We start from the raw sequence: 18,349 nt of genomic DNA, 5'->3' as shown, positions 1-18,349 counted from the left end.
TTGAATACAGTTTCTTTAAACTGTGCTGTTTTGTACATGGTTGATGCACAGGCGTCATGATGTACTCAAGGCTCAATTGAGGAGCCTTGAATGGAGAAAAGCACTGGCGGATGGGTCAACGGGATGATTGGCGTCGCCATCTTTGCCGGATCGTTGCCTGCCACTCGCGTGGCCGTCGCAGATTTGAATCCCACATTTCTGACATGCGCGCGCGCTGCCGTTGCAGCGCTTTTGGCCTGGTTGCTGCTGCTTTTGCAACGCGAGCGCCGGCCATCGTTGGCCGATCTGCCATCACTGGCAATTACCGCGGCGGGCGTGGTCGTCGGATTTCCATTGTTTACAGCGCTGGCGCTGCAGCACGTGACTTCGGCGCACTCCATCGTATTTGTCGGCTTGTTGCCGCTGTGCACCGCTGCCTTTGCCGTGCTCCGCGGTGGCGAGCGTCCTCGGCCGCTGTTCTGGGTCTTCTCGGCAGCGGGCGCAGCGGTGGTTGCAGGTTATGCGGCAATGGCAGGGGCGCAGGCATCCCTCACCGGCGATTTGCTGATGCTCGCCGCCGTCGTCGTTTGCGGCATGGGCTATGCGGAGGGCGCTCGTCTGTCGCGCAAGCTAGGGGGCTGGCAGGTCATCAGCTGGGCGCTCATCCTGTCCTTGCCTGTGATGCTGCCTCTCGCGCTGTGGACGACTCCGCCGACCTTGGCGAATGTCGGCATGCACGCCTGGCTAAGCTTTGCCTATGTGGCACTCTTCAGTCAGCTCATTGGATTTGTGTTCTGGTATCGCGGCCTGGCTCAGGGCGGCATAGCGGCAGTCGGTCAGCTGCAGCTTCTGCAGCCTTTTATGGGCCTGGGCCTTGCGGCTCTGCTGCTGAACGAGTCCGTGAGCTGGTCGATGCTTGTCGTGACTTTGCTTGCGGTGGTCTGTGTCTCCGGCGCCAAAAAGTATGCCTGATGGGCATGCCGCGGCCATGGCATTTCGGGGCTGCCGATTGTGTGAGCAGGTCGAAGCCATGGCTGGCGCCGATGTGAGCCCTGCAGCGACTTGAGGAGCAGCAAAGCCGTTGCATGATTCATGCTGGCTCGAAGACCGCCGTGGGCCCAGCCAATGCCAGGCAAAGCCTGGTCGGATACGACTATTCGAGCTTCAGGCTGCTCCGGCTTTTGCGTGCCAGTTCGACGAAGGCGAGGGCAGCCGGCGAGAGCTTGTCAAAGCGCAGTGCAGCCAATGCGATTTCACGGCGGCAACGAGGCTTCAGCGGGCGATAGACCACACCCGCAGGTGGGGCTGGTAGAGCCAGACGCGCGGCAATGGTGACGGCACTGCCTTGTGCGACAAAGCCCATCATGGACGTGAGCTGCTCAAACCTGAATAGCGTTCTGGGTTCGGCCCCGTGGGTGGCCAGAAATGCGTCGATATGGGGGCCTGAGCCAGCGCTGGTTCGGATAAAGGGCTGTCGGTGCAAGTCCATGGCGCCGATGGCGGATCGGGACGCCAGGAAATGCGTAGCAGGCAGCACTGCCACCAGTTCGTCTTTGCCCAGGGTCAGGGTGTCGAAGCGTTCATCGGGCAAGGTGACAAAGCCCAGTTCCACGCGCCGCTCCAGCAACCATTGAATGACCACGCTGTCGGTGGCTTCCGCAATGTGTACCTCGACCAAGGGGTGCTTCTGCTGAAAGTGTGCCAATAGCTTGGGCAGCAGCTGCAGCGACGAAGTGGCGCCAAAGGACGCAATGCGCAAGCGGCCCCGGGCAATGCCGTGTTCTGCACCAGCTTCCTGCTGCAATGCCTCTTTTTGCTGAAGGATGTCGTTGGCACGGATCAGTAGCCGGGTGCCCACCTCGGTCAATGTCGCGGCAGCGCCTTCCCGCTTGACAAGCGTGACACCCAGCTCTGTCTCCAGCTGTTTGATGGCATGGCTGACGCCACTTTGAGAAATACCGAGCACGGCCGCCGCGCGCGAGAAACTGCCCATCCGGGCGAGTGCGGCAAAGACTTCGAGTTGCGTGAATGTCATGAGTTTTTGCTCATTCGACGATGAGTTCCGATTAGCAGATAGTAGCTGGCATGAACACCTCACGAACCTCAACCCATATGGGACTGATTGCCATGGCTGCCCTGTGGGGCGCTTCCTGGCCATGGGGGCGCATCGTCGCCCAGGCCATGTCCCCGCTGGCGGCAGCCAGCCTGCGCTTCTTGCTGGCCAGCCTGTTGCTGGTGTTGTGGCTGTATCGCAGCGGCCGCATGAGTGCATTGCGCACCCTTGGGGGGAGTCAATGGATGGGCCTGGCCTGTGCTTGCGCCGTAGGGGTGCTGGGCTACTCGGTGTTCTTTTTGCTGGCGCTCAAAACAGTGCCTGCAGGCAAGGCGGCTACGGTGGTGGCGCTTAATCCGGTGCTGACCATGCTTTTTGCGGTGCTGCTGTTTCGTGAACGGGTGAACACCGTCATGTGCTTGGGCCTGGGTTTGGCCGTCACGGGTACCTTGTATGCGCTCAGTGAGGGCGCTCCAGCCGCTCTGATGTCTTCTTCTGGTGTCGGAGAGTGGCTGCTGCTGGGCTGCGCTGCTTGCTGGGTCGCGTACACCTTGATTGGACGCGTCGTGCTGACGAGCGTGGATGCGCTTACCGCGACAACGGTAACTGCCTGCATGGGAGCGGTGCTGCTGTTGGTGGCGAGTTTTGTGCTGGAGGGGGGCCCTGCATGGGCCGGCTTGTTGAAGGCGCCTCCTGCGGCCTGGTGTAGCCTGGTGGCTTTGGCGGTGGGTGCCACGGCACTGGCATATGCTTGGTATCTGAAAGGGGTACAACAGCTGGGTGCCGGAGCGGCTGCCGCATATATGGCCCTGGTGCCACTGTTTGGCATGTTGTGGTCAAGCCTCTGGCTGCAGGAGCCCGTCACAAGCTCGTTGCTGGAAGGCGGCGCGGCATCCATTCTGGGTATGTTGTTGATGAATGCGGGGCGTATGAGGATGGAGAGAGAAGTCCCTGCGACGAATGTCTGACTTGACATGGATTCAGGCACTTGATGCAGCCCATTCGCCAATGCACCTCCGCCAGGAGGTCTATATCCTGATGCTCGTTGGACTGTTCATGTTTTCTCGCAGTCGAGCCAATTGCTCTGCGAGTGACCCGAGATGCCAGGGCCCCACCTCAGCGCGCCCTTGCTGCTCTCGTTCGTTTCGTGCTGCCAGGTGCAGCGAATTGCAGAATTGAATCCGAATGTCGCCGGCTCCGGCGAATCGCTTGACCATCGGTGCGGCAGATTAAGCGCCACGGCGGGAGTCCGTACCGGATTGCAGGCTCCCAACCGGATCAGGACATGCGGTCATCCGAGACCGTGGCAGGTAGACGTTGCAGGCCGTGACCAAACCAGCCAATGCGCTCCGTCTGGCGCACATCGAGCTGGGGTACGTAAGGCTTGATGTCTATCACGGGGGTGCCGTCCAGCATGTCGTTGCCGCGAAAGCGCAATATGCGCTCATTCAAGTGCACCAGCTTCACGATGGACAGACCAATCCTGTTGGGTCGGGCCGGAGCGCGCGTGGCAAACACCCCGTGGCTTACGGTATCCATAAACGGCACGACTTCCAGCTTCTCCACGGCCTGGTGTAGATGGGTGAGCAGGATGAGAAATTCAAAGCCTTCGATATCACGCAACCCTGCGGTGAATTCTTCGAAGATCTCCAACTCGCCTTCCGCATCGGCCGCCGCCACGGTCTGTATCGGCATGCCCTGCGTGCTTTGAAAAGGGCTATGGATGATGCCAATGGGGCGTAGGGTGATGGTGTCTGTCATAGGCGGCGATCTCTTGTTTCCTGATGTTATATTCCGTCGAATATAACGTGCGCGCTGCACTACAGCGTCATCATCTACTGAAGTTTTGAATGTCGAATGCTGTTGCCAATACCGCTGGCCTCTTCCATCTGAATCGAAATCGAGAGTTCCATTCTTCGCGACGCGTCTTCGCTCGCAACCTGCTGGGGCTGACCTGCGCGGCCACGCTGCTTGCCAGCACACCCGCAAGGGCCGCCGAGACCGTACTGGTTGCCGCTATGGGAGGCTATCGCAAGCCGGTGCTTGAGCTGATAGAGGCGTTTCGCAAGGAAACGGGAGTTGAAGCTCAGGCTGCCTTCGGGCATATCAAGCAGATCGAGACCCAGGCTCGGCAAAACCGGGAAGTCGCCTTTCTGATTGGTGACAAGAGTCTGCTGGAACCCACCGGGCTTTTCAGCCGCTTCGACCGTCTCGGGACAGGCCGTCTGGTTCTGGTGGCCCGCAAGGGCAAGTCGCTAAGCAGCCCTGAGGATCTGAAAGACGCAGCCTTCGGCCGGGTTGCACTTCCTCATCGTACCCGGACTGTATTTGGCGGTGCGGCTGATGCTTGCGTGAAGCGGCTACACCTTGCCGATGCGCTGTCGTCCAAGCTGCTCGAGGTTGAAGGCGTGCCTCAAGTAGGGAGCTACATAAGCTCTGGCGAGGTTGATGCAGGGTTTGTGAACAAGACCGAGGCATTGGCGCTTGCCGGTCGCGCAGGCCCCATGCTCGAACTGCCCCAGAGTTGCTACGACCCCATAGAAATATCGCTCGGCACCGTCAGGGATCGTGCACTTACCGAGTCGCAGAGCCGGTTTCAGGCCTTTATGCAAGGTGACACTGCCCGGCGCATCATGACCGCCAATGGCCTCTGAGCTTTTGGCGGACTGATTTGCTGCCCGAGACCTGCGCCTGGACGTCCTTTCCGCTCACTCTGAAAGTGATGGGTTGGAGCGTGCTGCTGCAACTGGCGCTTGGCGTCCCACTGGCCTGGGTCCTGGCTCGTTGCAACTTTCGCGGCAAGGCCTTGCTCGATGCACTGGTGACCTTGCCCCTCGTCTTTCCGCCGATCGTTATTGGCTATGTACTGCTGTTACTGCTTGGGAGAGAAGGCTGGCTGCTGGCCTGGCTACCGCAGGATTGGAGGCCGCATTGGGTCTTCAGTGAAACTGGCCTGGTCATTGCTGCGGTGGTCGCTGGCCTGCCGCTAATGGTCAAACCTGCTCAAGCTGCCTTCGCCGAAATCGATGACTCATTGCGTGAGGTGGCTGCGACGCTGGGGGCACGACGTTGGCAAGTGATCATCAAGGTCGAGTTACCGCTGGCAAGACTTGGCATCTTGGCTGGCCTGGTACTGGCCGCCGGGCGGTCGATGGGGGAGGTCGGCATTTCGCTGATGCTGGGAGGCAATATCAGCGGGCGCACCGAAACCCTGTCGCTGGCTGTCTACAACCATGTGCTCGGGTCAGAAGCAGACTGTGCCAATGCGCTGTCCCTGGTGCTGGCCGGACTGGCCGCGCTGGCGTTTTTCTTGCTGCGGAAGTTCGAGCGGGCAATGGCGAAGACAGGTTGAGGCCTGCTTTCATTCCTCCTGCCAGCGTTACTCGCATGGCCGGGAAACCTGTCTGCAGTATGCACTTTCGGGGAGGTTGCACAAAGCTCAGTGGGGCTTTTGCGACCCGGCAACTGCTGTGCTGGGCACTGAATCGCGGCAGTCGTTGCGCTGGACCGGCTCTGGTACGCCAGGGCCCCAGACGGCTCTTACCGCATCGAGCATGGTAGGCTTTCGCGGCGGCGGGGTCACAGCAACACTGCCCAGGCTGATGAATCCTGCCAGATACTCCGTGGACTCGACTCCCAGTTCCGTGCAGAGCAAGGAGTCGAAGCAGCGCTCGCCGCTGAGCATGATGGCGCCATAGCCGAGCTGATGTGCTGCATTCAGGAGGTTGCCCAGTGCGCAGCCGGCTGCCAGGCATTGCTCACGCTCCGGCACCCGCATGCGCAGCTTGGGCGATATGACGAAAGCCAGCAAGGCCGGGCTGCGCATGGCGTGCTCGCGGGCACGCTTGACATCCTCAGCGGAAGCCAGAGGATCGCGCCTGAGCTTCTCCTGTTCAAACAAATCTGCCAGCTTCGCGCGGGAATCAGCGGGAAATACAAGCACACGCCAAGGGTGCAAGCCGCCATGATCTGGTGCGCTGAGTGCAGCTTCGATCATCAGATCGATCTCTTGGCGATCTGGTCCCGGTGCCTCAAGTCGCTTCGGGGAGACGGAGCGTCGCTCCAGGAGAGGGGCAATCGCCTTCCTGCTATTTGAAGCGGCAAATACATGCTTGAGCGTGGAAAGCGCTTCGGACAAGTTTTGCGCCCAGGCAACAACCTTCTCGCCTTCAACCGTGAATCCGCGAAAAACTGCCCCTGTCTTGATCAGGGCACAGCCGTATTCGCGTTCGACGCCTGCCACTGCTTTTTTCAGCTGGGCTTGAGAGAGTTGACATGCGGCGGCTGCGGCCGCCCAGTCCTGCTGCCGATGGAGGGCCAGCAGGTAGGAAATGTGATCTTGCTGCACTAAAGCCCTCTACTCGACATGATCGTTGTGGAATACGAACAGGCAATGGGGTGGTCGAACCAGCCCATGAACGGTGATTGGTGCCAGCGGGTTGATCATGTCCTGGCGGATGGCGTGCGCATCTTCTCGAACTGATGCTTGCCTTCGCAGGGCTATGCCGGCCGGCGCATATCTCTCAGGAGGCAGCATTCAGTCATCAGCCCCTGAATATCGAATCAAAGGACGTAACAGAGGCTTGAGCGGGTCAGGCGTATTGTCCAGTTCGGACAGCGCATCGGCATGCTCATACAAGGCAGCGGCCACACTGGCAGGGTAGGCCTGATGCCGGCCGGCTACTTCAAGGCGTGTGTAGAGCGCCGATGCAATGGTCTTGCGTTGCTCTGGTCGGTCGAGGTGAAGTCCCCATATGGACTCCTCCAGCAGTATTTCCAGCACCTGCAGTCGCTCTTCGAGGCTGAGTTTTTCGCTGCCCATATGGATCTCAATTCACGTAAGCGCAAGGGTTCGGGAGGCAGGAGCAACGGAGTGCAAAACCAATCGCTACACGCCCGGTAGACGCAATCTGCCAAGTCGGCTTTCGTTATATCTCAGTATATATTACGAAGAGTTGAGCTTTGCTCCCCATGTCGGGATGAAGACTTGTGACGCGGTTTGCTACCCGGGCCGCCGAGCATGGTTCGATGCGTTCAGCGTCCTGTTGCCGCGCTGCATGGGCGGCGCTGTGCTGTGAAGTTCATGCTGAAGTGATCGGGAGCGCATGCTTTGCATGCGGCCCATCTGGGGCCGCGGCATGCCGGCGACGCCAGCCTAGCTGCTGCGGACCATGGCGACCAGCTGGTCCAAGTCGGCTTCACAGGCCTTGAGAGCATGCTGCTCGATGCGCCGATACAGGGCGATGACCTGATGGCCTGTTTCGGTGAGCGCGGTACCACCGCCATGAGAGCCGCCGGTGGATGTGACCACCGCGGGGGTCTTCAGCGCCTGATTGATGCCATCAACCAGCAGCCAGGCCCGGCGATAGGACATGCCCAGGGATTTGGCGGCTGCAGCAATGGATTTTGTGCCGTTGATGGCTTCCAGGAGCTCGATCTTTCCGGGGCCAATGGCAATGATGTCATCTGCCATCACACGCATGCGAAGCTTCACCACTGGTGCAGCAAGATTGGAGCTTGAAGGTGTGTGAGACATGTAGTTTGAAATCGAGAACCGTGAAGTGACTGGATACGCAGTCTAACCATCCCGCTTGAGCAGGGCTATTACTGCGCATCATGAAGGATCGGGAGGCGGGCTCTGCGCCAATTCCTGCCGAAAAGAGGAACGTGCGACGACTCATTGCGCAAGGCGTCGGAGACTCGAACAGCGTGGCTGTCTTCGGGTGAACTTCTCGGAAGTCTGCCTTGCTGTTCGGCGCGCGCGAAGCCTATCTTCGCCTCATTGGTCAGTCACGCTGGAGCAACTGCGCGCGACGCCAGGCGTCAACAGAGCCTTGGTGGAGCAGACAGGAAATCTGCACGCGCCGCAAAGCCATGGACGTAAAAAAGTGAGCGTGTGGCGTATGAAAATAAAAGAATTTAGGTACTTTTCATAGTGAAGTGTATATATAGAGTACGTAAGAAGCTCACTTTTTAATAAGAGCAGCCAGGCGCAAAGCGTGAGACTTTGCATGGCATGCCTCGTTTCACAGTCAGATGAGAAGCAGGTATCTAAGCACTATCGATCAAGGAGGGAAGATCCATGAAGATAGGTCGGCACAAATATCTCCGAACGGTTCAACGCGTTGATTGAGAGGAGGCGCATGGCCGCGTTGATTTAAGTCAGCAAGCATTCAACAGGGGCGACGACTTCCCGCTAAAAATATTACGCTGGTTTACTCACACTCTTTAGGACGCGTCTGGTGTCAAAAATTACAGTGGAAAAATACGTGGCCGGAACTTTGGAAAACAGCTTTGGAGTCCCTTTATTCGCGGTGAATATTCTGGCTCAGCTTCTACCGGCTTCCGCCAGCAAAGAGCTTGCAGGTCGGGGCATAGACCTCCAAGCCATTCTCAATGCCAGACAACAGGGCACGTCATATCGCTCTTCAGTTGAGGTGACAGAGGATGGCGTAGAAAAAACGGTGGTCATTTCAGTTGCATAGGGCTCAGCGCTCGCACCGGCAGCTTGCCATGCACGGTCCTTCAGGCACCAGGTTACGTTGCAAGAGTCGGTGGCGCCTATTGCCCGTGTGGATGCCGACCACTGACCAGCAAGAGCGCGGAGGCTGAAGTTTGACCTCAGTGCAATATGCACTGTGCGGCGGTATGTCCGAATGCCACTAACGGTGTGGCTGCAAGGCAGGCACCACTGGCGGCACCGATAGATCACACCATCATTGATTCGGCAGATGACAGGAATTCCAGCGCATAGACTGCGCTAAGTGCTCAAGATATGGACCGGGTATCACTCCCAGCCTGAAGGCAGTCCACATCCGAAGACTCGGTTTGATTACCGATATTCCAGTGTCACCACGCGACGTAGATGCATGGTGTTTACCCCGGTGCCTGCAGTTGACGGCAAGTCCGACATGCTTACCTTCACCAGGCTCTCGGTTGCAGGAACAGGCTTGGCTCCGGACAGGGAGCAGCTGATCTGTGGCTTGGCTTGAGCTTGGGTACCAAGCTCGGTGACTTGGCAGTGCCTGGATTCCACGATTGAGCCAACGAATTGGATGGCTCCACTGGCTGCTTGGGTCACAGACGGAACACACATTTGAAGTGCAACAGCAAGCATTGGTAGACAGATTTTCATGACTACTCTACTTTCTGGATCGTTTGAGGAAAAAGCTCTTCACATTCGTGGATGACCAAAAAATCACTACTCCAATTTGTGTGCGTTTTTGTGCTGACTGCGGCTGCAATGGGCTATCTGCCGGTGTATTGCACGATGCTTCCGTGCTGTTCAGGCACTGATTGGCCGTTGCGTTCCTTGTGATGTTCTGGTCTGAAGTCGACGTGGATATCAGTAGCTCAGTGACGCACTGTTGCTATGTAATTTAGGTGATGGCCGAGGTTTGCCCGATTTGTTCGAAGGGCTGTGTAGTCTTGCGCCGACTGAAACTTCCTGGCTGTCAACCATCATGGTTCATGAGGCTCTCGATGCCTGCGGCGGTTCGTTCTCGGCAGAATGGGCAAGACTGAAGGAATCTGCAATGCGTGACGAATTACTATCTATGAGTGGTCATGACGCATTCCACGCAGGACACGCCACGGAGCTGCCTCGTGAGTTTGGACATTTGCAGGCCATCCTCGTGTTTGAATCGGGCGTGAAAGATATGCCAGCTTGGGTGTGCCAGGTCCAATCCGTATCCGAAAGCCGCGGGCGATCCGGCGCTGTGGAAACAGGCCTTGGCTGGCCGACGTTCGCATGCGCCGATGATCGAGCTTTCCGTTATCAAGGTCTGATGTGGTGACATCTTCAGGTTCCGAGCCGACAGCACTCCCTGTTTCTCCCGAGAGCGGCTGGCGCTTCACGTTTGCTCACGTGTTGAACGTTTTGAGCATGTGCGCAGCCTTGCTGCTGATCGTCAGCATTTCACTGGAGGCCTTCTCCGGCAAGGTCTTTGTGGAGGGAACAGTGTATGAACGCATCCAGCTGTGGGTCTGTCTGTACTTTCTGCTCGACTTCTTTTTGCTGATGCTGTTGGCGCCTAAAAAGATGCGCTTTCTCTTGCGCCACTTTTTGCTGGTGCTGCTGTCGATTCCTTATTTGAGCCTGATTCAGCTGTTCTCACTGTCGTTCTCGGCTGAGGTTCTGTATGTGCTTAAGTTCCTGCCCATCATGCGTGGCGGGGCCGCCCTGGTGGTACTGGTCAAAATGGTGGTCGCCAACAAGATCACGGGGCTCTTTGTCGCGTACCTGGTGAGTTTTTTCTCCGTGGTTTACTTCCAGACGCTGATCTTTTTTGTTTTTGAGAACGGAGTGAATCCTCTGGTAAAGACCTACTACGACGCGCTGTGGTGGGCTTCCATGACGGTCACCACCGTTGGCTCCAACATCGTTCCCGAGACAACTCTGGGCAAAGTCTGCACTGCGCTGCTGGCGACATGTGGAATGACAATCTTCCCCATATTCACGGTCTACATCACCTCCCTGGTGCAGCGCATGAACCAAAGCCGTTAGAGCATTTTCCCTGTCTGTGAGGAGCAAGGCCCGGGGACAGTCTCAGGCCAGCGCAGGCATGGCAAGACCGTTCGTGTGCCAGGCCCTGTGTACCGGCGGTGCTGCACTCCAGGCATCTCGCACGATGCCTCTGTCTCATTGATGGAATGAAGGCGCTGTCCATGCACGCTGGTTAGCTCAAGCCAGAGCCGCTGGCATTCCTCATTCCTTGACGCCGGGCCGGCTGTGGCTTAGCCAATTGGCGCGTCTTGCTTTCTGGCCGCTCAGGATGGTGGACACCCGGGGCATCTTGAGTATCGAGCGAGTTCATGCCTCCATAGGCTACTGAAATGATGGACCCCGTGCAGGGCCGGGTTCCGAGGTACTGCCTGGTGGCTTGTAGCTGCCTGTCGGAGAAGGCGGTCTTGATTCTGGCCGGGCTGCGTAGCTGCTCCGAGTTCCATGTGGTGATGGCGCTTGCTTATCCAGTCACATGGCCCTGCATATGGGTCAGCCGGTATCGGCAGTGAGGCGAGGGCTACTTCTGCCCCGCGCTGCGCCTTCTTCATCTGATTTCCCTTTTTGATGGGCTTAACAGGTCTTTGTGCTCAAGGACCGGCTGCCGCCGTGGCATGAGTTGATGAGTTGCAAGCCGCATCTGCGGCTGGCATTGCTTGAAATGGAAAAGAACCCACCGTCACCATGGACGGTTGATGTATCACCTATGAGACAAGATGTAATATCTCTATTTAGTTACAAAAGATACATAAAGACACGTTATTTTTAATGACGTGGATCGAGTTTTCTTGTCAATAAAGGATCGCTATGGGCTTTTTGAAAGATATGAAACTGAGCAGCATGCTTGCCTTGGGATTCGCAACTGTGATCCTGATCGGCTTCCTGGTCGCTGCTTATGCTCGGCTTCAGTTGGTACAGGTCGGCGAGGAGGTACAGGTGCTTTCGCAGGAGCGTGTGGCCAATATGCTGCTGCTGCAGGAGCTGCGAGACGATATCGGCCTTGTCGAGCGCCAGGTGCGCAACCTGGCCCTGCTGACCGACCCTGCTCAGGTGGCCGAAGAACACGCACGCTACACCAGCGTACGCAAGCATGCCGCGGGAGTGATTGAGCGACTGCGTACCAACCTGAAATCGGCCGAGTTGCGTGTCCACATGCAAAAAGTGGAGCAATTGCGGCCCGCCTACATTGCGGCCCTGGACAAGTCGGCCCAGATGGGCCTGGACAATGATCAGGAGGGCGCACGCGACCTGATCCTGGGCGAGCAGCGTCAGCTGCAGCGCCAGTATCTCGAAGCCCTGGATGAAATGATCGCCTACCAGCGGCGAATGACCTCCGAAACAGCCGAGTCCTCTGCGAAGGATGTGATGGCTGCCAGTGCCGCTTTGCTGATTCTGTCCCTGCTTTCGGCTGTGTTGGGGGTTACGGTGGCCTGGGCTATCACGCGCCGTGTCAAGGGGCAGCTTGGCGGCGAGCCGGCTTATGCCGTGCAGATTGCGCAGCAAGTGGCTCAGGGCAATCTGGCTGTGAATGTGGCGCGCCGCGTGGGCGACGAAACCAGTGTGCTGGCTGCCATGGACCAGATGCGCGGCCGCCTGGCTCAGATTGTGGGCGAGGTGCGGGCCAGCAGCGAATCCATTGCAACAGGTGCAAACCAGATTGCGACAGGCAACACAGACTTGAGCCAGCGCACCGAGGAGCAAGCGTCCAACCTTGAGGAGACTGCGGCGTCGATGGAAGAGATGAATTCCACGGTTCGCCAGAATGCCGACACCGTGCGCACGGCCGCTCAGCTAGCAAATGCCGCCAGCTCGACAGCAGGCCGCGGTGGTGAGGTGGTGCGTCAGGTCGTGCGCACCATGGAAGACATCACGGCCAGTTCGCGCCGCATTAGCGACATCATCGGTGTCATCGACTCCATTGCCTTCCAGACCAATATTCTGGCTCTCAATGCCGCAGTGGAAGCGGCCCGTGCCGGTGAGCAGGGGCGTGGTTTTGCCGTGGTCGCCAGTGAGGTTCGTACCCTGGCCCATCGCTCGGCACAGGCTGCCAAGGAAATCAAGGACCTGATCGGTGAAAGCGTGTCCAAAGTTGACGCCGGCGCCCACCAGGTGGATCAAGCTGGCACAACCATGCAGGAAGTCGTCGAGCAGGCTAGGCGCGTCGCTGAACTCCTGGACGAAGTGGGGGCGGCTACGCAGGAGCAGGTACAGGGCATCTCTCAGGTCAATGTGGCTGTGAACCAGTTGGACCAGGTCACGCAGCAGAATGCGGCCTTGGTCGAGGAATCCTCCGCCGCTGCCGACAGCCTCAGCACCCAGGCAGCGCGTCTGGTCGAGCTGGTCAGAGTCTTTCGCTTGGGTGGGGCGGTCACAGACACTGCAGTTCCCGTTCGCCCGAGCACGTCCGCGACGGTGACGCAGCGGCAGGCGAAAGCGCCTGCTGCGGCTTCAGCTCGTACATCTGCCATGCCACGTGTTGCTACCAAGGCCACGATGCTTGCACCCACTGCGGCGCCTGCCCAGCCGCCCAAGGAACCCGCAGCGTTGAGCGGTTCATTGGACGACTGGGAGAGGTTCTGACTCATGGGCTGACCCGGGTTGGTTGAAGGCCGTGGAGCGGGCAAGGAGATCGCTGCAAGGATGTCAGGTTGGAATGCGTCAAGTGAATCCGATCTGCAACAGCGTGCAGCAATGCACCTTGTTCCTGGTTTTCATTTCTGGTTCAGGGCCGAAGAAGAAGTCCGCCGACGGCTCCAGGGTGATCAACCTGTGCGTTATGGCTTGACTGACCAGCAGATGGCCCGGCAAAGATGGACAGGCCTTCTCGGCGCCGTGTCGGTCCCGTCGGCGCGGCCCGGTTTGGCCGCGTCCTTGAACTCCCGTTTCTCCTTCTTGCCTTTATGTGTCATGAATCGCTTCGTGGCGCATATCTATCAATAGCAAGCAACCATCTCCATAACCCGGGCCGTGCTGCAAGGGCCGTGAATTGTTGGTGGTTGCGAGTGGCGTGCGTGGAATTTCATTGGGACAAAGAAAAAGCCCGCGGGCGGCTGCTGAGGGCTTGAATAGAGCGCCGACGACCTTGCGGGTCATGCCTGGGGAAATTGGTTGAGGGAGGGAGGGCCCAGGCTCGGCAAAACTGTTGGATTGCGTCGAATTCTGCTTGAGGCCTCCAGGGCAAACAAGACGAGTTTGGCTTACCTAGAAGTGGTGATGTGCTGTCTGGGATGGCCACTGTCGCTCACGACGCTGAATCTGCACTGCGCTCTCAATCGACGCTCGCCCCGGGGTACTCCCAAGCTGCCCCACCTGCTCCAGTAGTCTCGCAGGATGACTCCACTTAGCTTTGCGAAGGCACGCCATAGTTGCCGCATGCTGGCTAGTTGCTCATGTTTTCGTCTCCGAGGTGAGCGCCATCTTTGGTTGGTTGATAAAAAAGCGCCTCATTGAGGCGCTTTTGTCGGGCGAGTAACGGGGTCAGTGCTGCTGCTTGAAATCCAAGCCTTTCTGTACAGCATCTCGCATGCGCTGGTCCCGCTCGTCGCCAGAAACAGGCTTGCTGAGGCGGTCCTCAATTTTTGCTTTGGACTCAGGGAGTGCAGGAAGCTCTGAGCGAGTGGCAGCGCCTTTGGGCAAGTATGAAGGCTGTGCCTGGAAATACACAAACAGGACCGCTACCGTTGCCGGCAGGATCCAAACCTTCTTCAGCCTCCAACTCAAGCCAAGACCTGCTGCCACGATCACGAAAGGCAGAAGGTTGAAGAGCAGCGTCATTTGCCAATACTCACCATGGGAACCGCATCACCCAACGTTGTGGTGGGCAATTGACCATTCCATTTTTCGATCCAGGCACGATCATTTTCCAGCTTGCGCAACTGAAGAACCCGACTGTCTACGGATTGAGCCAGCACCGTTTGAGACATGGCTTCAGTTTCCGCCTTTTCCTTGTCAATCGCTCGCTGCAGACGGGCTTCTTGCAATTCGCGCTCTAACTGCGCCTTGGAAATCGCCAGCTGGGCTTCTTCTTTTTGGATCGCTTCGCGGCGCTCTGCAGCTGACTCCTGCGCATCCGTGATGATTTTGGGGTACTTCAGATTGGTGATGCCCACAAAGCGAACAGAGAATGGGGTCAACGATTCGATGGCCTTGCCAAGCTGTGTCCGCAAATCAGAGTTGATCTTTTCATTACTCGAAGCAATTTCACTGATAGAGAGCTTGCTCAGGTATTCGCGTACCTCGGCTTGAATGATTTGACTGGCATATGTGCGATACACCTGCTCGTTTGCAATAGTGGAGATATCTCCCGTCACCTCTGTGGGCGCGACAGCATTGAACAGCTCAGCCGTTTTCTTTGGATTAATGCTTAAGGTCGCGCGGATAGTCACTTCCAGATTCAGCTTATCTTCAGGTATGAAGATGTTCATGCTCTCCTGATAGGCCTTGTCTGATACATCCAGCAGGACCAGGCGGTCACAGTATGCCCAGCACTGGCCTAGGCGAAATTTGGATGTAGGGATCAAGCTTTCCTGATAGCCGTCTTTGGTCATGATCTTGCCAACATGTGCAGGCGGAACCTCCACTTTTTGACCACATGCTCCTAATACAAAGAGGGCAGCTACCGCTAACAAACTGGTTTTGTGCTTATTCAATAAATTCAAATCGAGCCGCCTCCTTCGCAGCTATAAAGGAAGGATTGAAACAAACTGCAGCTCTGTATGCAAGGATCCAGTTTCAAACCCTGCATGTGTTTCGAATTGACCGTGTGGCCCTGCGGGGTAAGGTATAAGCACGTCGCAGGCTGACCCAACGCTCACGTTTCAAAATCTCCGGACACAATAAAGCCGCTTCAAGGGCGTCTGAAAAAAATCCCACTCAGGGCTGGCATAAGTTAATCGATGAAACCGAGGTAGCGCAGCGCTTCTGTTTCCTGGGTGTACTCAGCAACTTCAATCAGCAGAACGCCGTCAGGCCCATAGATATTGCTCTGGGGCACACCCATGTCCCGCTCAATGCGTTCGATCTTGTAGCCGTGCCGCTCCCATATTTCGGTGGCGTTGATGCGTGTCATTGGCTGACTTTACTCAAACCAAAGCACTGCGCGAAGGCTCTGGTTTGCCCCCTGATCTCACCCAGGAACAGGCGCCGCTTTCGCGGTCATATCGGTCATATGCGTGTGGCTGACTCCTCAAACCAACGACCAACGACCAACGACCAACGATGATCCTGCACCGTCTTTCCTGCGGCTTCCACGCTTGCCTGTGGTTGGCAGTGTTCGGCCCTGGTTATCCGGTCTATTCATCTTGCCATCTCGCGCGCGATCTAAAAATCTAATCTACGTCGCAACGTATAGCTGCCTGGTCGCGATGCTCTCGCTGGCATCGATTGAGCAGTGCTCTGGTTCGCACGTACCTGCTTGAACTTTTGTTTGGATTTGCCGTTGTGAGCAATTGATAACGTGTAAGGGTATCTACCACATAGATGCCCAAACTAGTCCCACGGCAGTCAACTCTCACAGCGTTTACCTTTGAGCCAAGGCCGCAGTTCGTGGCCTTGTTCATAAGGAGAACATCATGAATACTGATCAAGTCAAGGGCACGTTGAAGGACGCAGCAGGTAAGGTTCAGCAGAAGTTTGGTGAACTCGTTGACAGCCCTGAACAGGAAGCCAAGGGCATCGCAAAACAGGTTCAAGGCACTGCCCAGAAGAAAGCAGGGGACTTGAAGGAAGCGATTCACGACGCAGCCAAGAAGTAAGCTTCTCAGGTTGCAATGAACACAGCCCGCTTGGTACGCCAGCGGGCTGTGTTCATTCTCTGGTCATGGTGTCGGCCACTGAATAAAGATTCATGCTGTGAATTTATACATGTGTGCTAGAATAGCTCTGTCGGGGAAAGAAGCTGGCGCCTAGGAATGGTGGTCGGCCCCCGACGCGGAATATCGCGAGGTGGAGCAGTCTGGTAGCTCGTCGGGCTCATAACCCGAAGGTCGTTGGTTCAAATCCGGCCCTCGCAACCACTCAAAGCCCTGATCGGAAACGGTCGGGGCTTTTTGCTATCTGAATGTCATATCTTGAACGCAAGATGCGTGTCGCAGGGTTGAGGTTGAAGCACTGAAAGATGGCTTGAACCCTGGCGCTAATTCCCAAGCCTCGGTCACCGCGCCGAGGCTTTTTTGTGGCCCGGTGCTCTTGCGGGTGTTGCTGTCTTGACAGCCTGCTTTACTTGCCTCCAACGGGTCAAACAACATGCAGAATAGGTGTCACTGTTCTACAGCAAGTGAGGTTGGCGAATGAAGTTCAGGAAGGTCTCCTCGGTTGGGTTGGTTTCTCTGGGATTGCTGTCGGTACTCGGTTTGACGGGGTGCATCGTGGCCCCCGAGCGACATCCACGGCCAGCAGTGGTTCATGTTCAAGAGCGCGTGATGCCTGAACTCATCATTGAAGAGCGAGGCGCACCGCCGTCGCCAGGGTGGCACTGGGTGAACGGGTACTGGCGCTGGGAGCGAGACCAGTGGGTTTGGCATAAAGGCCACTGGGTGGCGAGTGCAGTCCCTCCCATGCCGCAGATCATCGTCGAAAGCAGACCGTCAGCACCGAGCCCGACCCATTACTGGGTTCCTGGTCATTGGATATGGCGCGGAGACCTGGGCAACTGGTTCTGGGTTAAGGGCCAGTGGCACTAGCATCTAAGCTATCCAGTCCTGCAAGTCGCCTTGCGACGGAACTGAGCGGCAGCCTCTGAGTTTAGTGGCCGACTCCGCAGACCCATTGTTTGCGATGGGACTTGGCAATCTAAGTCAACTGGCAGCTCAGTCAATCTGCCGTGATTTTTCGTTCACGGATGATGCGACTCCACTTTTCATTCTCTGTCGAAATGAATTTGGCCAGTTCTTCACGTGAGGTAGGGGCCGCAGTTTGACCGTGCTTGAGCAGGTTGGCCCGCACGTCAGGCGCATTCAGTACCTTTACGAGTTCGACGTTCCATCTGTCCAGCAATGGTTTGGGTGTTTTTCCAGGCGCAACGAACGCATACCAGTTGGTGGCGTTGAAGCCGGGATAGGTCTCTGCAACGGTGGGTACATTGGGCAGGTAGGCCGGGCGTGTCAGACCGGTGGTCGCCAGCGGAATGAGCTTGCCGGACTCGATATGCGGCAGTGCTGTAGGTGGCGCCGCATAGAAAGAACTCACGCGTCCTCCCAGCACGTCCTGCAAAGCCGGCGCTCCGCCCTTGTAGGGAATATGAACCGTATCGATTTTGGCAATGTCATTTAGCAATTCCCCTGCCAGGTGAGCTGCAGAGCCGGGGCCCGTGGAGGCAAAGTCCAGCTTGCCCGGCTCGCGTTTGGCCGCAGCGACAAACTCTCCCAAGGTTTTGATGCCTTTGCTTGCAGGCACGACAAGAACATTGGGAAAGGTCACGCCCATGGTGATGGGAGCGAGATCCTTGAGAGGGTCGTAGCTCACTTTCATAAAGTGAGGTGAGATGCTCAAGGGGCCGATGGAGCCAAACAACAAGACAGAGCCATCGGTGGCTCCATGGGCGACCTGGGCATGTGCCAGGTTGCCGCCTGCGCCAGGCTTGTTATCTACGACCACGCTTTGGCCGATGTTTTCGCCGAGTTTCTTGGCAATGATGCGTGCCGCGATGTCCGCCGAGCCCCCTGCGGCAAAGCCGACCACCATGGTGACGGGCCTTTTGGGTGGGAATTCCTGGGCGTGGGCGCCGGCAAGCGGCAGGCAGGCGGCCAATGCGGCAGCCAGGACGAGAGGGCGTCTTTGCATGTTGTCTCCTGGTCGAGTCGTAATCAACTCTGTCT

General features: G+C 57.4%; 19 protein-coding genes and 1 tRNA gene. 11 read left to right on the top strand and 9 right to left on the bottom strand.

What is annotated here, in order from left to right:
- The first annotated feature begins 90 nt into the window (after positions 1-90).
- On the top strand, positions 91-951 hold the full coding sequence (locus F3J24_RS04855) for a DMT family transporter (RefSeq protein WP_167003155.1): 861 nt from the start codon (positions 91-93) through the stop codon (positions 949-951).
- A gap of 181 nt (positions 952-1,132) precedes the next feature.
- Here the strand turns inward: F3J24_RS04855 and F3J24_RS04850 are convergent, their stop codons facing one another.
- On the bottom strand, positions 1,133-2,014 hold the full coding sequence (locus F3J24_RS04850) for a LysR family transcriptional regulator (protein ID WP_167003153.1): 882 nt from the start codon (positions 2,012-2,014) through the stop codon (positions 1,133-1,135).
- A gap of 50 nt (positions 2,015-2,064) precedes the next feature.
- Here F3J24_RS04850 and F3J24_RS04845 point away from each other — a divergent pair, with 50 nt between their 5' ends.
- Positions 2,065-3,000, top strand: a complete 936-nt coding sequence (locus tag F3J24_RS04845) for a DMT family transporter (RefSeq protein ID WP_167003151.1) — start codon at positions 2,065-2,067, stop codon at positions 2,998-3,000.
- Between the two features lie 310 nt (positions 3,001-3,310).
- Here the strand turns inward: F3J24_RS04845 and tsaA are convergent, their stop codons facing one another.
- Entirely contained in the window at positions 3,311-3,793 is a 483-nt protein-coding gene (gene tsaA / locus F3J24_RS04840; protein ID WP_167003149.1) for a tRNA (N6-threonylcarbamoyladenosine(37)-N6)-methyltransferase TrmO, read from the bottom strand.
- 89 nt (positions 3,794-3,882) lie between these two features.
- Between tsaA and modA the strand changes: the two genes are divergently transcribed.
- The gene (gene modA, locus F3J24_RS04835; RefSeq protein WP_167003147.1) at positions 3,883-4,686 is read left to right on the top strand and encodes a molybdate ABC transporter substrate-binding protein; all 804 of its coding nucleotides are present in this window, start codon (positions 3,883-3,885) and stop codon (positions 4,684-4,686) included.
- Positions 4,687-4,703: 17 nt separating this feature from the next.
- Complete coding sequence (gene modB, locus F3J24_RS04830; protein WP_255498859.1) at positions 4,704-5,384, top strand: molybdate ABC transporter permease subunit; 681 nt, start codon at positions 4,704-4,706, stop codon at positions 5,382-5,384.
- An 87-nt stretch (positions 5,385-5,471) separates the two neighbouring features.
- Here modB and F3J24_RS04825 read toward each other — a convergent pair whose 3' ends face one another.
- The 3 genes from F3J24_RS04825 to F3J24_RS04815 all read right to left on the bottom strand — a co-directional run bounded on the left by F3J24_RS04825 (position 5,472) and on the right by F3J24_RS04815 (position 7,514).
- Entirely contained in the window at positions 5,472-6,380 is a 909-nt protein-coding gene (locus F3J24_RS04825) for a nitroreductase (RefSeq protein WP_167003145.1), read from the bottom strand.
- 189 nt (positions 6,381-6,569) lie between these two features.
- Complete coding sequence (locus tag F3J24_RS04820) at positions 6,570-6,854, bottom strand: hypothetical protein (RefSeq protein WP_167003143.1); 285 nt, start codon at positions 6,852-6,854, stop codon at positions 6,570-6,572.
- A 333-nt stretch (positions 6,855-7,187) separates the two neighbouring features.
- The gene (locus F3J24_RS04815; protein WP_167003141.1) at positions 7,188-7,514 is read right to left on the bottom strand and encodes a winged helix-turn-helix domain-containing protein; all 327 of its coding nucleotides are present in this window, start codon (positions 7,512-7,514) and stop codon (positions 7,188-7,190) included.
- Positions 7,515-8,274: 760 nt separating this feature from the next.
- Here F3J24_RS04815 and F3J24_RS04810 point away from each other — a divergent pair.
- The 4 genes from F3J24_RS04810 (at position 8,275) to F3J24_RS04795 (ending at position 13,115) form a co-directional block, all read left to right on the top strand.
- Entirely contained in the window at positions 8,275-8,517 is a 243-nt protein-coding gene (locus F3J24_RS04810) for a hypothetical protein (RefSeq protein ID WP_167003139.1), read from the top strand.
- Between the two features lie 912 nt (positions 8,518-9,429).
- Positions 9,430-9,828 carry a hypothetical protein gene (locus F3J24_RS24905; protein WP_240154246.1) on the top strand — a complete coding sequence of 133 codons (399 nt, stop codon included), beginning with the start codon at positions 9,430-9,432 and terminating at the stop codon, positions 9,826-9,828.
- Positions 9,822-10,538, top strand: coding sequence for an ion channel (locus tag F3J24_RS04800; protein ID WP_370527718.1), 717 nt, complete (start codon positions 9,822-9,824; stop codon positions 10,536-10,538). Before F3J24_RS24905 ends, F3J24_RS04800 begins: the two co-directional genes overlap by 7 nt.
- A gap of 804 nt (positions 10,539-11,342) precedes the next feature.
- Positions 11,343-13,115, top strand: coding sequence for a methyl-accepting chemotaxis protein (locus F3J24_RS04795; RefSeq protein WP_167003137.1), 1,773 nt, complete (start codon positions 11,343-11,345; stop codon positions 13,113-13,115).
- Between the two features lie 897 nt (positions 13,116-14,012).
- On the opposite strand, the gene F3J24_RS04790 is transcribed toward F3J24_RS04795, so the two are convergent.
- From F3J24_RS04790 to F3J24_RS04780, 3 genes are all read right to left on the bottom strand, one after another.
- The gene (locus F3J24_RS04790) at positions 14,013-14,309 is read right to left on the bottom strand and encodes a hypothetical protein (protein ID WP_167003135.1); all 297 of its coding nucleotides are present in this window, start codon (positions 14,307-14,309) and stop codon (positions 14,013-14,015) included.
- Entirely contained in the window at positions 14,306-15,193 is an 888-nt protein-coding gene (locus F3J24_RS04785) for an SPFH domain-containing protein (protein ID WP_205244600.1), read from the bottom strand. The genes F3J24_RS04790 and F3J24_RS04785 overlap by 4 nt, the downstream gene beginning before the upstream one ends.
- Positions 15,194-15,423: 230 nt before the next feature.
- Positions 15,424-15,603 (bottom strand): hypothetical protein, encoded by a 180-nt coding sequence (locus F3J24_RS04780; protein WP_167003133.1) that lies wholly within the window; start codon positions 15,601-15,603, stop codon positions 15,424-15,426.
- 502 nt (positions 15,604-16,105) lie between these two features.
- Here F3J24_RS04780 and F3J24_RS04775 point away from each other — a divergent pair.
- The 3 genes from F3J24_RS04775 to F3J24_RS25135 all read left to right on the top strand — a co-directional run bounded on the left by F3J24_RS04775 (position 16,106) and on the right by F3J24_RS25135 (position 17,215).
- Entirely contained in the window at positions 16,106-16,288 is a 183-nt protein-coding gene (locus F3J24_RS04775) for a CsbD family protein (RefSeq protein WP_003053637.1), read from the top strand.
- 184 nt (positions 16,289-16,472) lie between these two features.
- A tRNA-Met gene (locus F3J24_RS04770) sits at positions 16,473-16,549 on the top strand.
- A gap of 273 nt (positions 16,550-16,822) precedes the next feature.
- Positions 16,823-17,215 (top strand): hypothetical protein, encoded by a 393-nt coding sequence (locus F3J24_RS25135; protein ID WP_370527717.1) that lies wholly within the window; start codon positions 16,823-16,825, stop codon positions 17,213-17,215.
- A gap of 130 nt (positions 17,216-17,345) precedes the next feature.
- On the opposite strand, the gene F3J24_RS04760 is transcribed toward F3J24_RS25135, so the two are convergent.
- On the bottom strand, positions 17,346-18,314 hold the full coding sequence (locus tag F3J24_RS04760; protein ID WP_167003129.1) for a tripartite tricarboxylate transporter substrate binding protein: 969 nt from the start codon (positions 18,312-18,314) through the stop codon (positions 17,346-17,348).
- Positions 18,315-18,349 lie beyond the last annotated feature (35 nt).

Origin of the sequence: Comamonas sp. Tr-654 (assembly GCF_011752915.1) — a bacterium.
Taxonomy (GTDB): domain Bacteria; phylum Pseudomonadota; class Gammaproteobacteria; order Burkholderiales; family Burkholderiaceae_C; genus Comamonas.
Note: the sequence above shows the minus strand (reverse complement) of the source record. Positions and strands in the feature narration are given on the sequence as shown.